Consider the following 16,218-nt stretch of genomic DNA (forward strand, 5'->3'; position numbering starts at 1 on the left):
TAACGATATCGAAAAAATGATAGTTAAAGGTACTGATAAAATATTAAGTAGCTTTTTCAAGTTTTTCCAAAGCATCCGCTCTTAGATATAAAAACAACGGAAGCGTAAATGCAATGGCAATTAAAAAAGTAAGCGGAATTAAAAGCCACCAAAACCTAATTTTAAGTTTGATAGATTCTGGAATCATAAACACAAAAAAAGTTAGCACAACAACAGTTAAATCTGCACCAAAAGATTTACCCGCAAAATTGACTTGTGCATCTTGCATAAAATTGAAGAAAGTAGGGCTTTCCGCAGTTTTAAACCATTGGATATTATAATACCAAGTATAACAAATTCCTAAAGCAGATAATGCTAAATAAAGGTGTTTGAGTTTCATTTATTTTGATTTAACAAAGACTTTGATTCTTCTAAAATTTCTTCTTTTGTTAGATTTGTGAATCCGCTTTTTTCTGCTTTTTCTATTTTAGAGATTATTAATTCATTCATAAATTATACCTATAAAATTTTAAAAAAATTAAAACTCAACTTTATTTTATGTTTTTCACATATTACCCACACAGTTTGTCATTCCGTAAAATCTCTGAATATTTTTGCTACACTCTTATGTGAGACGATTCTAGCGTGACAAACTGCGAAAACAGAAAATCAACTTCTAAAACAACTTCTGTTGTGTATCATCATCCGTATTTTCTTTTTTCTTCTGAATGGCTTTCTTTAAAAGTGCTTGTTTTTTATCCTCTTTATCAGCATCTTCTAAAACAGGTTTTTCTACAACAGGTACATCAATTGGTAATTTATCTTCAACTACTTCTTCATCAACCACTTCTATTTCTTCTGTAGTTTCCTCCACTTCTTCTTCAAAAGATAAAGATTCTAATAAATTTACATTTTTAATTTTTTCTGTTGTTAGCTGGTTGCCTTGTGCTTTAATCCCCTTAACTGCAATAAACTCTTCAAAATTAACTTCTTCATTATCTAAACTTCTTTTAGAAAACTGCACTTCTGCAACAGGTCTATAATCTGTGGCAACAATTTCTAACTGACTTTTTGGATGGTCGGAAATAAATTCTTCTTCCTTTTCTGGAGTTTCAATTAAGAAACGTTTTACATAATAACGCTCTTTTTCACCATCATAATAAATCGCAGAAATCGGTTTGTTAGGTTTCCATTTTTCCAAGACAATCATATCATCCTCAAAATGCATTGTCAAATCTGGTTTAACGGCTTTTGCTTTTCCACTTTGGGTAATGATTAACAACTTGTCTTCTGCTTTAAATTCTCCTAATAGCTCTCCTCTATCATCTACATTTAAACGTTGTACAGCATCATCAAACCAAATTTTACGTGGTTTTAAAGTAGAAACGCCTTCCGATTTAAAATCGACACTTTTTATAGCATATTTTGTAATTCTATTACCACGAACGGCTCTTCCTTTTACTGCTAAATCTGCAAAATCAATATCCCATTTCAGCTTTTTAACGCTTCCTACAGAACGCAGATTAATAGTTACTACTTCTGCTTCTCCATTTGGATTGGCAGAAAAATAATGTACCAAAGATTTTTTATTTCCATTGGTTAAATCGTATTCTTTATCTCGAGTTACAGAAGTTACATTAAAACGTTTCATGTAAGAAGGACCTTTTAAACCATCTCTATACATATAATTGTACACTGTTCGTTTGTCTTTTTTCTTAAAAACGGCAACGTGAATAATGTCTTTTCCCACAAAGGTTTTCGCATCTACTTTTGTCACCATCATACCACCATCTTTTCTAAAGATAATAATATCATCTATATCGGAACAATCGCAAACAAACTCGTCTCTTTTTAATGAAGTTCCAATAAAACCTTCTGCCCTATTTACATAGAGTTTTGCATTGTTCATTGCCACTTTAGAGGCTACAATGTCATCAAAAATTCGAATCTCTGTTTTGCGCTCTTTTCCTTTTCCATAGGTTTCTTTTAAACGCTTAAAATAGTCGATTGCAAATTCTATCAAATTGGCCAAATGACCTTTTACAGTAGCTATTTTATCTTCTAAACTTTCAATAAACTGCTTGGCTTTGTCAATATCAAACTTCGAAATTTTCTTAATTCGTATTTCCGTTAAACGTGTAATATCATCAACAGTTATGGCACGTTTTAAATGTTTTATATGAGGTTTTAAACCTTTGTCAATCGCTTCAATAACGCCTTCCCAAGTTTCTTCCTCTTCAATATCTCGATAAATTCTATTTTCAATAAAAATTCTTTCCAAAGAAGAAAAATGCCACTGTTCTTCCAACTCATTTAACTGAATTTCTAATTCTTTTTTCAGCAATTCAACCGTTAAATCTGTGGAATGTTTTAACAATTCCGAAACTCCTAAAAAAACAGGTTTATTATTTTCAATCGTACAACATAAAGGCGAAATGGAAGTTTCACAATTGGTAAAAGCGTACAAAGCATCAATACTTTTATCTGGTGAAACATTTGGCGGTAAATGCACTAAAATTTCTACTTCTGCTGCAGTATTGTCTTCAATTTTTTTAATTTTTATTTTCCCTTTTTCATTGGCTTTAATAATACTATCAATTAAAGATGAAGTTGTGGTGCCAAAAGGAATCTCGCTAATTATAAGCGTTTTCTTATCTAATTGCGCAATTTTTGCACGAACTCTTACTTTTCCTCCACGTTTTCCGTCTTTATAATTGGTAAAATCTGCAATTCCACCCGTTAAAAAATCGGGAACAATTTTAAAACTTCTTCCTTTTAAATATTTTATAGAAGCATCAATCAATTCAATAAAATTATGAGGCAATATTTTGGTTGATAACCCAACTGCAATTCCTTCTGCTCCTTGTGCCAACAAAAGCGGAAATTTTACAGGCAAATCTATCGGTTCTTTTCGTCTTCCATCGTAAGACATTTTCCAATCTGTCGTTTTCGGATTAAAAACAACATCCAACGCAAATTTAGACAAACGTGCCTCAATATATCTAGAGGCTGCAGCTCTGTCTCCTGTGAGAATATTTCCCCAGTTTCCTTGCATGTCAATCAGCAATTCTTTCTGACCAATTTGCACCATTGCATCCGCAATAGAAGCATCTCCATGAGGATGATATTGCATGGTATGCCCAACAATATTCGCTACTTTATTGTAACGTCCATCGTCTAAATCTTTCATAGAATGCATAATTCTACGTTGCACAGGCTTTAAACCGTCTTCCAAAGAAGGCACTGCTCTTTCTAAAATTACATACGAAGCATAATCTAAAAACCACTCTTTGTACATTCCTGTAACCTTGGTAATGGTTTCTTCTTGAGACGATTCTAACTCCTCATTTTGGTTCATTAATTCTTCTTCGTGTTCGTTTTCATTTATTTCTTCACTCATAATCTAAACTTCATCTTCTACGTAATCCAACTCTACTTTTAGGTTGTTTATGATAAATTTTTGTCTGTCTGGTGTGTTTTTTCCCATATAAAACTGCAACATTTGCTCAATAGACATTTCTTTGTCTAACATTACTGGATCTAAACGAATGTCATTTCCAATAAAATGGACAAATTCATTTGGCGAAATTTCACCCAAACCTTTAAATCGTGTTATTTCTGGTTTTCCTCTTAATTTCTCTATTGCTTCTCGTTTTTCCTCATCCGAATAACAATAAAAAGTTTCTTTTTTATTTCTAACTCTAAACAACGGAGTTTCTAAAATATATAAATGTCCTTCTTTTATCAATTCAGGAAAAAACTGCAAGAAAAATGTAATTAATAATAGACGAATGTGCATTCCATCAACATCGGCATCTGTTGCAATTACAATATTGTTATAACGTAAATCTTCCAAACCATCTTCGATATTTAACGCAGCTTGTAAAAGATTAAATTCCTCGTTTTCATACACAATTTTCTTACTTAATCCGTAAGAATTTAAAGGTTTTCCTTTCAAACTAAAAACAGCTTGTGTATTTACATTTCGAGATTTTGTAATCGAGCCAGAAGCAGAGTCTCCCTCTGTAATAAACAAAGTAGTTTCTAAATAATTTTCTTTTTTAATATCACCTAAATGAATTCTACAATCACGTAGTTTTTTGTTATGCAGACTCGCTTTTTTGGCTCTATCTCTTGCCAATTTTCGAATACCAGAAAGTTCTTTACGTTCTTTTTCTGCTTGCATAATTTTTTTCTGAAGTTTGTCTGCAACTTCAGTATTCTTATGCAGGTAATTGTCTAATTTTGTTTTTAGAAAATCGTTTATATAGGTTCGAACCGTTGGTAAATCTCCACCCATATCTGTAGAACCTAACTTTGTCTTTGTCTGACTTTCAAAAACAGGTTCCATCACTTTTATGGCGATTGCAGAAATTATCGATTTTCGTATGTCAGAAGCTTCAAAATTCTTTCCGTAAAATTCACGAATGGTTTTTACAATGGCTTCTCTAAATGCAGATTGATGTGTTCCTCCTTGTGTGGTATGTTGCCCATTTACAAACGAATGGTACTCCTCGGAATATTGGGTTTTACTGTGTGTAATGGCAACTTCAATATCGTGTCCCTTCAAATGAATTATTGGATATAACATATCATCCTTGTTGTTATTATCTTCCAATAAATCTTTCAATCCGTTTTCAGAGAAATACTTTTCTCCATTAAAAATTATGGTTAAACCTGGGTTTAAATACACATAATTCTTCAGCATTTTTGCTACATATTCATTTCTGAACTTGTATTTTTTAAAGATTTCTTCATCTGGTACAAATGAAACTTTCGTTCCTTTTCTTCTTGAAGTTTCTTCTAAAAATTCCTGATTTTCTAAATTTCCTTGACTAAATTCTGCAGAAGCAGATTTTCCTTCTCGAGAAGATTCTACTCTAAAAAAAGAAGATAATGCGTTTACCGCTTTTGTACCAACTCCATTTAAACCCACCGATTTTTTAAAGGCTTTCGAGTCGTATTTCCCACCAGTATTCATCTTGGAAACTACATCCACTACTTTTCCTAATGGAATTCCACGACCATAATCTCGAACTGTAACTTTACTTCCATGGATGGAAATTTCAATAGTTTTTCCAGCTCCCATTACATATTCGTCAATGGAATTGTCTAAAACTTCCTTTACCAAAATATAAATTCCATCGTCTGCAGAAGAGCCATCTCCTAATTTTCCAATGTACATTCCTGGACGCATTCTAATATGCTCTTTCCAATCTAAAGACCTGATATTATCTTCTGTATATTTTGTTTCTTGACTCATAAAAATCTCTTACTACTGTTAGGTTTGAAGTACTCGTAAAAATAGGGTTTCACATTAAAAAATAAAACGAGTTTGCTAATTAGTTATCAACAGGATTTCAACGAAAATATAAGGTTGATTTTTGATAAAAAAATGCCATGAATTCACGAATAAAATTTTTAAAAATATTTTGAATGAAGATTGTAAACGTAGTTTATCGAGAGGTTATATTACTTTCGTTTTTTTATGAGATCTCGACGAAGCCAGTCTTGAGCGAAATCGAAAGGCTCGACCTGACATTTGAATAAACATAAAAATTCGTGAATTCGTGGCAAAAAAAAAGGATTTAATTCAACATAAAAATCACAATAAAAAACAATTTGTTATATTTTTAAACAAAAACTAATTTATTAAACAATTTAGTTACTTTTGAACCGAAATAAAAATATATTATTGTGGAAAGAACACAACTTTTAGAATTAGCAAATAAATACGGAAGTCCTTTATACGTTTACGATACAGATAAAATAGCATCGCAATACAAACGCCTAACTGGTGCTTTTAATTCTGTTAAGAGTTTAAAACTAAATTATGCTGTAAAGGCATTATCAAACGTAAATATTTTAAAATTTTTAACCAATTTAGGTGCTGGTTTAGATACAGTTTCTATTCAAGAAGTACACTTAAGTTTAACAACTGGAATTGACCCAAAAAATATTATTTACACGCCAAATGGTGTTTCGCTTCAAGAAATTGAAGAAGTGGCAAAATTAGGAGTTCAAATTAATATTGATAATTTGTCTATTTTAGAGTTATTTGGTCAGAAACATCCAGAAATTCCTGTTTGTGTTCGTATCAATCCACATATTATGGCTGGTGGAAATTCTAAAATTTCTGTAGGTCATATCGATTCTAAATTCGGAATTTCAATCCATCAAGTTCCTCATATTAAAAGAGTTGTAGAAAATACAGGAATGAATATCAATGGAATTCACATGCACACAGGGTCCGATATTTTAGATATCGATACTTTTTTACGTGCTTCTGAAATTTTATTTGATGTGGCTAAACAATTCAAAAACATCGATTTTATCGACTTTGGAAGTGGATTTAAAGTGCCTTATAAAGAAGGAGATATTTCTACGGATATAGAGCAATTAGGTGTACAATTATCAGAAAGATTTAATGAGTTTTGTACAGAATATGGAAAAGAAATTACCTTAATGTTCGAGCCAGGAAAGTTTTTGGTTTCGGAAGCAGGTTCTTTTTTAGCAAAAGTAAATGTTGTAAAACAAACAACTTCAACCGTTTTTGCACATGTAGATTCTGGCTTTAATCACTTGGTAAGACCCATGATGTACGATTCTTATCATCATATTACAAACATTTCTAACCCAACAGGAAAAGACCGTTATTACTCGGTTGTAGGTTATATTTGTGAAACAGATACGTTTGCTTCAAATAGAAGAATTTCAGAAATTTCTGAAGAAGATGTGTTGTGTTTCCACAATGCTGGAGCTTACTGTTTTTCGATGGCTTCTAACTACAATTCTCGTTATATTCCTGCAGAAGTAATGGTTGTGAATGGAAAAGAGTATTTAATAAGAAAAAGACAAACAATGCAAGATATTTTACACAACCAAGTTGTGGTAGATTTTGCACCAAAAAACAAAACTAAAAAAGAGAAAGTTACCGCTTAAAATCTTTAAAAATAAATTATTTTAGCCACAGAAACACAAAATACAAATTGTGCTTTTTGTGGCTTTTTCAATAATAAATTATATTCAATGAAAATTAAACTTTCTACTTTTGATGATGTTCCCAGAATTATGGAAATTATTAACGATGCAAAAGTATATTTAGCTTCTCAAAATATCGACCAATGGCAAAATGGATATCCAAATGCAAGGCAAGTTGAAAACGACATTAAAAACGGAGAAAGTTATGTGGTTATAAACGACGAAAACACAATAATGGCTACCTCCATGTTTACCACCAATAAAGAACCAACGTACAAAGTTATCGATGGAAATTGGCTTATAAATGAAGATAAAAAATATGGTGTAATTCATAGAATGGCAATTAAAAAAGAGTTTCGAAAATTCGGATTGGCTACTTTTATGTTTTATCAATTTCACTTACAATTATTAGAAAACAACGTAAAAAGTTTAAAGATTGATACGCATGAAGAAAACATTGGAATGCAATCTTTAATTAAAAAATTAGGTTATAAATATTGTGGCGTTATTTACACAAATTACAACGCAAAAAGATTGGCTTTTGAGAAAGTGATTTCTTAAAATTAATCATTTTAGAAATATAACTTTGTCTCCTTGAGGGCAGTCGAAAGGTTATTTTTTTATCGATTTTATAGTTCTAGACTGCGCTCGAACAGACAACCCAAAAGCTTTTATAATTCAATCTAAAAATGCAACTACTCCAATACATCATTCAGCAAACTCAACTATCATCTAAATCTGTAGAAAATACCATTTCATTGTTAAATGAAGACGCAACGATTCCTTTTATAAGTAGATATAGAAAGGAAATAACAGGTAATTTAGACGAAGTTGAAATCGGAAAAATAGTCAATTTTAAAGAAATTTTTGAAACGTTAGAAAAACGTAAAAAAGCAATTTTAAAAGCGTTAGAAGAACAAAATGTTTTAACTGCTGAATTGGCACAAAAAGTAACCAATTCTAAAGATATAATTGCTTTAGAAGATGTGTATTTACCTTTTAAGAAAAAGCGAAAAACAAAAGCAGAAACTGCACGTTTACAAGGTTTAGAACCTTTGGCGAAGATGATTATGAGTCAGCGAGTTAATGATTTAGAATATACAGCTTCTAAATACACATCCAATGAAGTTAAAACGATTGGAAATGCTTTAGAAGGCGCACGTTTTATCATTGCAGAGTGGATTAACGAACGTACAGATATTAGAACTCATATTCGAAGAGAATTAGAACGTTGTTCTACGATTTCATCGAAAGTTGTAAAGAAAGAAATTGATAGTGAGAAAGCACAAAAATTTAAAGACTATTTCGATTGGAGCGAACCTTTAAACAGAATTCCATCACACAGGTTATTAGCCATTTTAAGAGCAGAAAACGAAGGTTTTATTCGTGTTAAAATTGAAATTGATAAGGAACGAATGCTTCAAAAAATGGAAGACAGAATTATTCGTTCTCAAAATGAATGTTCAGCACAAATTCTGTTGGCAATTGAAGATGCATATAAGCGTTTATTATTTCCATCTTTATCTAACGAAGCATTATCAATTGCCAAAGAAAAAGCAGATAAAAATGCCATTTTCGTTTTTGCTAAAAACCTAAAACAATTATTATTAGGTGCGCCTTTGGGCGAGAAAAGAGTGTTGGCAATCGATCCTGGTTTTCGTTCTGGCTGTAAGGTAGTTTGTTTGAATGAACAAGGAGATTTGTTGCATAATGAGAATATATATCCTCATGAACCTCAAAATAAAAAAATTGAAGCGATTAAAAAAATTAGTTCTTTAGCTGAATCTTATAATATTGAAGCGATTGCGATTGGAAATGGAACAGCTTCCAGAGAAACTGAACAATTAGTACAAAAAATTCAGTTTAAAAATAAGGTTGAAGTTTTTGTAGTAAGTGAAGCTGGAGCCTCCATCTATTCTGCTTCTAAAATTGCAAGAGACGAATTCCCAAATTACGATGTTACAGTTCGCGGTTCGGTTTCAATTGGAAGACGATTGCAAGATCCTTTGGCAGAATTGGTAAAGATTGATGCAAAATCGATTGGAATTGGACAATATCAGCATGATGTAGATCAATCGAAATTAAAGAAATCTTTAGACACCACTGTAGAAAGTTGTGTAAATACAGTGGGTGTAAATATTAATACTGCAAGTGAATCTTTGTTAAGCTATGTTTCTGGAATTGGATCAAAAATTGCTCAAAATATTGTGAATTACAGAAACGAAAATGGTTCTTTTACGTCAAGAACTGCTATTAAAAAAGTGCCACATTTAGGAGGAAAAGCCTTTGAGCAATCTGCAGGTTTTTTACGAATTAAAAATGGTAAAAATCCTTTGGACGATTCTGGAGTGCATCCAGAAAACTATGCTTTGGTTGATAGAATGGCAAAAGATGTAAAGGTAAAAGTGGCAGATTTGATTGGACATAAAGAAATTCTTCAACAAATAAATTTAAAAAACTATATTTCTGAAACCATTGGTTTGCCAACTTTAAAAGATATTATTAAAGAATTAGAAAAACCAGGAGTAGACCCAAGAGAAAAAGCAAAAGCATTTTCTTTTGACCAAAATATCAAATCAATTTCCGATGTAAGAACTGGACAAATTTTACCAGGAATTGTAAATAACATCACCAATTTTGGCTGTTTTGTAGATATCGGAATTAAAGAAAGTGGCTTAATTCACGTTTCTAATTTATCGGATACTTTTGTAAAAGATGTGAATGCTATTGTGTCTTTAAATCAGCAAATTTTAATAAAAGTATTGGAAGTTGATGTTGTTAGGAAGCGGATTCAACTGGCTTTGGTGAAATAATAAAATTGCCACGAATTCAAGAATTATAAATTTAACATGAAAAATCTTTGATTTTTAAAATTTGTGCATTCGTGACTCAATTAAAAAACACATAAAATTTTCTATTATTAAATTCCTTATCTTTATCAAAAGATAAAAACAATCTGGATATTCAAGGCATAAAATTAGAATTAATAAAACAAATTCTAAATATTGAAAAAACTGAATTGATTGAGAAAGTTGCAAATCTTATAAAAGAAGAAAAAAAAGAATTTTGGAATGAATTAAGTTTGGCTCAAAAAGAAGAAATTGAAAAAGCAGATTTAGAAATTCTTAATGAAGAAACTACTGATTATGAAACTTTTATTTCTTCTCATAGAAATAGTAAATTAGAGTTTATTAAAGAATTTATCAATTTAAAAGATAAAGAAACTATTAATAAACTTGAAAATATTCTTTGGCAAAAAAATGATTTCTGGCATAAATTAAGCCCTACTCAAAAAGACGAAATAAATCTGGGAATCAAACAATTAAATGAAGGAAAAAGATATTCTTACGAAGCTGTTTTGAAAGAAATTTCTTAATGAATATTTATTTTTCTGAAATCGCAAAATTTAGGTTTAAAAAGTTAACAGATTATTTATTAGAAAACTGGAACTTACAAGTTAAAAACGATTTTCTTAAAAAATTTGATCTTAAAATTTCGCAAATAAAAACGCATCCTTATAATTGTATAGAATCTTTTGAATACAAAGGACTTTATAAATGCGTAATCACTAAACAAACAACTTTATTTTATCGAGTTTCTGAAAAACTTCAAGAAATAGAAATAATTACAATCTTCGACACCAAACAAAACCCTAATAAGTTATACAAGGATTTATAAAACTTACTAAATATTTTCTTACTTTCGACCTCCAAAGAATAAGCAACATTGAAAGTCTGTATTGCCGAGAAACCAAGTGTAGCAAGAGAAATTGCTAATATTCTAGGAGCCAACACAAAACGTGATGGTTTCTACGAAGGAAATGGCTATGCTGTTACCTACACTTTCGGACATTTATGCACACTTTTAGAGCCTAAAGATTACAAACCTCATTGGAAAAGTTGGGATTTAAACAACTTACCCATGCTTCCAGAACGTTTTGACACCAAAGTTACTGGCGATTCTGGAATTAAAAAGCAATTCGATATTGTAAAAAGTCTCTTTGAAAAAGCAAATGTTGTTATTAATTGTGGGGATGCAGGAACAGAAGGAGAACTCATTCAACGTTGGGTAATTAACCAATGTAACTATAAAGGAAAAGTACAACGTTTATGGATTTCATCTTTAACTGAAGAAGCGATAAAAGAAGGTTTCAACAATTTAAAACCTGCTGAACAATATGATAATTTGTATTATGCAGGATATTCCAGAGCCATTGGAGATTGGCTTTTAGGTTTGAATGCAACTCGTTTATACACCGTAAAATTTGGTGGTTACAAACAAGTTTTATCAGTCGGAAGAGTGCAAACTCCTACCCTAGCCATGTTGGTGAATCGTTTTGAGGAAATTCGTAATTTTAAACCACAACCTTATTGGGAATTGCAAACTACCTACAGAAATACACTTTTTAATTATGAAGAGGGGCGCTTTCTAAAACAAGAAGATGGGCAAGTTCTAGCAGATAAAGTAGCACAACATAATTTTGAAATTGTTTCTGTTACCAAAAAGAAAGGTAAAGAATACGCGCCTAAATTGTTCGATTTAACAGGTTTACAAGTGTATTGTAACAATAAATTCGGGTTTTCTGCGGATGAAACCTTAAAAATGGTTCAGAAGTTATATGAGATGAAAGTAGTAACCTATCCAAGAGTTGATACTACTTTTTTACCCAATGATGTGTATCCAAAAGTTGCAGGAATTTTATCGAAATTAACTAATTATAGTAAATTAACAGAACCACTTTTAGGAAAGAAAATAAAAAAATCGAAACGTGTTTTTGATGATAAAAAAGTAACAGATCACCATGCCATAATTCCAACAGGAATTCAGGGTAATTTACAATACAATCAGCAACAAGTATATGATATTATTACCCGAAGATTTATTGGTGTTTTTTATCCAGATTCAAATGTTTCCAATACTACCGTAATTGGAAAAGCTGCGGATGTTCCTTTTAAAACAACAGGAAAAGAAATCTTAACCAAAGGTTGGCGAGTAGTTTTTGATAAAAATTATCAAGAAGATAAGATTTCTATACAAGGTCGAAATGACAAAAGTAACCCTAATGTCATTTCGAGTAATCCCGAAATTTCGGGAGAGAAATCTCAAAATAAAGATGCTAAAAGTTTACTACCAAATTTTGTAAAAGGTGAAAAAGGACCACATGAACCATCTTTTTTAGAAAAAGAAACCAAACCACCAAGAAATTTTACAGAAGCAAGTTTATTACGTGCCATGGAAACTGCTGGAAAGCAAGTAGATGATGATGAAATGCGCGAACTCATGAAAGAAAACGGAATTGGAAGACCTTCTACGCGTGCAAGTATTATTGAAACTTTATTTAAAAGAAAATACATAGAACGTAAGAAAAAACTCGTTTTACCAACACAAACAGGCATCGATTTAATTAATATTATCGACAATGAATTATTAAAATCTGCAGAATTAACTGGACGTTGGGAAAAACGTTTAAAAGAAATTGAACGTGGAGAATTCAACGCTGGAACTTTCATAAATAACATGAAAAAAATGGTGGATGAATTGGTATATGAAGTGCGTTCTAATACTTCTAAAAAGCGAATCTCTTCTAATAAGGCTGTTAATTCAAGCACAATCGAGAAATCTCCACAAGGTCGAAATGACAAAAAGAAAAAACAAGTCGCAGGAAAAACCTGTCCGAAATGTAAAAAAGGCCACTTATTAAAAGGCTCTACTGCCTTTGGTTGTTCTGAATATAAAAATAATTGCGATTTAAAAATTCCGTTTGAAATTTATGGAAAGAAGGTTTCTGAAAATCAAATAATTCGTTTGATTGATAAAGGTTGTACTACAAATCTAAAAGGCTTTAAAACCGAAGCTGGTAAAATCGAGGGCTTGGTTCGTTTTGATGATAGATTTAATTTAAAATTAGAACCGAAACAAAAAGCTATTGCAAAAAAGAGTGAGAGTGAGAATGAGATTTCTCTACAAGGTCGAAATGACAAGAATAAAATCTCGTGTCCGAAATGTAAAAAAGGAACCATTTTAAAAGGAAAAACAGCTTATGGTTGTTCAAACTATAAAAATGGTTGCGATTTTGTTTTTACGTTCGATACTATTAAGAAAATAGCGAATGGCAAACCTTTAACTAAGGAATTGGTTATTGAAATTATTTCGAAATAATCTTTACATTTTTATCATTCCAATCTTTCTTTTTACGCTCAAAATAAATTTCAAAAAACTACTCTAAAATAGTTACTTGTATATCTTCTAAAATAATTTCGGATACTTTTTCGAGCTGATTTTTTTCGAAGGCTTTATCTATATTTAGTAGGCTAATTTCTTTATTTATAGGTTTGTAATTATAATAATCTACAAAACGAATTCCGTTTTTTACACATTGTTCTTTTAAAACTCGAAAGCGTTTTCCACCTCCATTTATGTGGTAAGAATATGCCATATAATCAATTAAAAAATCGTCTTTTCCAATCCAATAAATAAATACATCTTCGAAATCTTCTCCTCCTCCATCTTTTCTAAATGTAACTTCAATTTTATAGTATTTTTTTTCTTTAACAGTTACAGAAGGAAGCAATTTTTTGTTAACTGCTTTATCGTTTAAAGCATAAGGCAAAACCGAAAAATAATGCACAGAATTTACCGAATTTGCGATACTGTTTAGTATAGTATCTGCTACCTGAATTTGCTTACCATTTATAAATCTTTTAAACCCAGTGTTGGTTATTTCGTCTGTAAATTGTTTATTATCGAGGTTAAAAGTACGAGTTAATTTAAAGTTTCCGTTTTTACGAACTGCGTTGTATTTCTTATCTCTAAAGCGAAAAGAAATATCGGAATTTGCCACTTTATCTGCTCCAGAATACAAAATTGTTTTATCGATAATTTGTTGAGCAGTGAGTTTTTTTTCGGAAGTTTTACAAGAAATTAAAAAGAGAAGTAAACATATAGGCAAATATCTCATAGAGTTTTGTTTGATTTGAGAGAAAATAGAAATCAAAATTACGTTTCTTTCCCGAATCTAAAAATGTATCTTTGTTAAAAATAAAAATTGATTATTGATGGTTCAGAAAAACATCAACATAAAAAATAAAAAAGCACGTTTCGAATATGAAATTCTCGACAAATATGTGGCTGGAATTCAATTGACTGGAACAGAAATAAAATCGATAAGACAAAGCCAGGCAAGAATTACAGAGAGCTTTTGTGAGTTTAACGATCGTGGAGAATTGTTTATTGTAAATATGTACATTCAAGAATATATGTTTGGGCATCACTTTAATCACAAGCCAAAAAGTGAGCGCAGATTGTTAATGCACAAACGTGAATTGCGAAGTTTAAAAAAAGATGTGGAGGCGAAAGGAAATACAATTGTGCCACTTCGTTTGTTTATAAATGACAGGGGTTTTGCGAAATTGGAAATCGCTTTGGCAAAAGGTAAACAAACACACGACAAACGTGAAGTTATAAAAGATCGCGACAATAAACGTGACTTGGCGAGAATTAAAAAGAGTTTTAATTCCTAATAACTATATCTTTAAACCATTTAGGTTTTAAAAACCTGAATGATCTTTTTAATAATCTTTATTTATGATTGCTTTCTTAAAACTTATTCGTTACAAAAACCTTTTAATGGTTTTATTAACGATGGTTTTAACGAAATATGCTTTCATTCATTCTTTTATTAAAAATAGTTATTTATCGAATTTAGAATTTATTTTTCTCACTTTATCTGTACTTTTAATAACTGCTGGAGGTTATATTATTAATGATATTTTTGATATTGAAGCCGATAAAATTAACAAACCAAATAAAGTTTTTGTTACTACTATAATATCCACAAAAAAAGCTTGGAATAGTTATTTCTTATTAAATTCATTAGGTTTTTTATTGGCTATTTATGTTTCAATTTCTAAACCTCTTTATGTATTTATATCTATTTTTTTTATCACCATTTTTGGCCTTTTTTTATATTCAAAGGTTTTAAAGAAAAAATTACTTATTGGTAATTTTATTATTTCGTGTTTTATTGCTTTAGTTATTTATATTATTTATCTCTATGACTTTAAGTATATTGAGTTTTGGCAATTAACACAAAAAGAACAAACTAATTCTATCTTATTTTTACAAATTTGGGTACCCGTAATTTCGTATTCATTTTTCGCTTTTCTAACAACATTAATAAGAGAAATTATAAAAGATATCGAAGATGTAGATGGAGATATAAAAATAAAAGCCAAGACTTTACCCATTTTATTTGGTAGAAAAAGAGCTTCTAAAGTCGCTTTTTTCTTTTGCTGTATCCTATTGGTTTTTCTACTAATTGTTCTGCAATTTATTAAAAGTGAAACCATTTTCTTAATCTATGGAATTGTGTTTATTCTCTTACCTTTCCTCTATTTTATGTATTTATTAATAAAAGCAGAAAAGAAAAAAGATTTTTCCAAATTAAGTAATTTAATGAAAGGAATTATGCTATTCGGAATTTTATCGATGTTATTATTTACGATAACTTAACAGTAAAATGTTCTCTCGATCTTATTCGAGAGGTTATAAATACTAAATAAATTTATAGGTTTCGACTCCGCTAAACCAGACAAAAACAATGTTAAAACAAAAACTAAAAAATTACAATATAATTCTCGCTTCAAAATCTCCAAGAAGACAGCAATTCTTCAAAGATTTAGATATCAATTTTACAATTCAATTAAAAGAAGTTGAAGAAATGTATCCGAAAGAATTAAAAGGAAAAGAAATTACAGAATATTTGGCAGATTTAAAGTCCAAGCCATTTATAGATTTGTCTAAAAAGGACCTTCTAATTACTTCAGACACCATTGTTTGGCTAGAAAACAAAATGTTAGGAAAACCAAAAGACGCAGCAGAAGCTTTTGGTATGTTACGCAGTTTATCAGGTAAAAATCACGAAGTAATTACCTCTATTAGCATAAAAAACAAGAATTTTCAAAAAATAATTACAGACATTACCACTGTTACATTTAAAGATTTAACTGATGAAGAAATTAATTATTACATAAAAAACTACAAACCTTTTGATAAAGCAGGCGCTTACGGAATTCAAGAATGGATTGGCTTTATAGCCATTGAAAACCTACAAGGAAGTTATTTTAATGTGGTTGGCTTGCCTGTTCACAAACTCTACAAAGAGCTAATAATTTTATAATTTTATAATTTTAACACCTTTAATCAATTTTTAAATACATAATTTTAAGACTTCCTCACAAACTGTTAAAAAGTCTTTTT

13 protein-coding genes are annotated in these 16,218 nt (G+C 30.4%); 9 read left to right on the top strand and 4 right to left on the bottom strand.

Going from position 1 to position 16,218, the window contains the following annotated elements:
• Positions 1–43 precede the first annotated feature (43 nt).
• The 3 genes from J3359_RS02795 to J3359_RS02805 form a co-directional block, all read right to left on the bottom strand.
• A complete protein-coding gene (locus J3359_RS02795) occupies positions 44–379 on the bottom strand; it encodes a DUF2834 domain-containing protein (RefSeq protein WP_208079234.1) in 336 nt (111 codons plus the stop codon).
• A 276-nt stretch (positions 380–655) separates the two neighbouring features.
• On the bottom strand, positions 656–3,379 hold the full coding sequence (locus J3359_RS02800) for a DNA gyrase/topoisomerase IV subunit A (protein WP_208079235.1): 2,724 nt from the start codon (positions 3,377–3,379) through the stop codon (positions 656–658).
• 3 nt (positions 3,380–3,382) lie between these two features.
• Positions 3,383–5,242 (bottom strand): DNA topoisomerase IV subunit B, encoded by a 1,860-nt coding sequence (locus J3359_RS02805; protein ID WP_208079236.1) that lies wholly within the window; start codon positions 5,240–5,242, stop codon positions 3,383–3,385.
• A gap of 434 nt (positions 5,243–5,676) precedes the next feature.
• Here J3359_RS02805 and lysA point away from each other — a divergent pair, with 434 nt between their 5' ends.
• From lysA to J3359_RS02835, 6 genes are all read left to right on the top strand, one after another.
• A complete protein-coding gene (gene lysA, locus J3359_RS02810) occupies positions 5,677–6,921 on the top strand; it encodes a diaminopimelate decarboxylase (RefSeq protein WP_208079237.1) in 1,245 nt (414 codons plus the stop codon).
• Positions 6,922–7,008: 87 nt separating this feature from the next.
• Complete coding sequence (locus J3359_RS02815; RefSeq protein ID WP_208079238.1) at positions 7,009–7,521, top strand: GNAT family N-acetyltransferase; 513 nt, start codon at positions 7,009–7,011, stop codon at positions 7,519–7,521.
• A 128-nt stretch (positions 7,522–7,649) separates the two neighbouring features.
• Positions 7,650–9,773 carry a Tex family protein gene (locus J3359_RS02820; RefSeq protein ID WP_208079239.1) on the top strand — a complete coding sequence of 708 codons (2,124 nt, stop codon included), beginning with the start codon at positions 7,650–7,652 and terminating at the stop codon, positions 9,771–9,773.
• A 206-nt stretch (positions 9,774–9,979) separates the two neighbouring features.
• Positions 9,980–10,336, top strand: a complete 357-nt coding sequence (locus tag J3359_RS02825; protein ID WP_208079240.1) for a hypothetical protein — start codon at positions 9,980–9,982, stop codon at positions 10,334–10,336.
• Complete coding sequence (locus J3359_RS02830) at positions 10,336–10,638, top strand: type II toxin-antitoxin system RelE/ParE family toxin (RefSeq protein WP_208079241.1); 303 nt, start codon at positions 10,336–10,338, stop codon at positions 10,636–10,638. The genes J3359_RS02825 and J3359_RS02830 overlap by 1 nt, the downstream gene beginning before the upstream one ends.
• A gap of 48 nt (positions 10,639–10,686) precedes the next feature.
• Positions 10,687–13,119, top strand: coding sequence for a type IA DNA topoisomerase (locus J3359_RS02835; protein WP_208079242.1), 2,433 nt, complete (start codon positions 10,687–10,689; stop codon positions 13,117–13,119).
• 58 nt (positions 13,120–13,177) lie between these two features.
• On the opposite strand, the gene J3359_RS02840 is transcribed toward J3359_RS02835, so the two are convergent.
• The gene (locus tag J3359_RS02840; protein WP_208079243.1) at positions 13,178–13,918 is read right to left on the bottom strand and encodes a DUF6503 family protein; all 741 of its coding nucleotides are present in this window, start codon (positions 13,916–13,918) and stop codon (positions 13,178–13,180) included.
• A 97-nt stretch (positions 13,919–14,015) separates the two neighbouring features.
• Here J3359_RS02840 and smpB point away from each other — a divergent pair, with 97 nt between their 5' ends.
• The 3 genes from smpB (at position 14,016) to J3359_RS02855 (ending at position 16,138) form a co-directional block, all read left to right on the top strand.
• Entirely contained in the window at positions 14,016–14,480 is a 465-nt protein-coding gene (gene smpB, locus J3359_RS02845) for an SsrA-binding protein SmpB (RefSeq protein WP_208079244.1), read from the top strand.
• 64 nt (positions 14,481–14,544) lie between these two features.
• Positions 14,545–15,471, top strand: a complete 927-nt coding sequence (locus tag J3359_RS02850) for a geranylgeranylglycerol-phosphate geranylgeranyltransferase (protein WP_208079245.1) — start codon at positions 14,545–14,547, stop codon at positions 15,469–15,471.
• A gap of 88 nt (positions 15,472–15,559) precedes the next feature.
• On the top strand, positions 15,560–16,138 hold the full coding sequence (locus tag J3359_RS02855) for a Maf family nucleotide pyrophosphatase (protein ID WP_208079246.1): 579 nt from the start codon (positions 15,560–15,562) through the stop codon (positions 16,136–16,138).
• Positions 16,139–16,218 lie beyond the last annotated feature (80 nt).

It is taken from the genome of Polaribacter cellanae, assembly GCF_017569185.1.
GTDB classification, from domain to species: Bacteria; Bacteroidota; Bacteroidia; order Flavobacteriales; family Flavobacteriaceae; genus Polaribacter; species Polaribacter cellanae.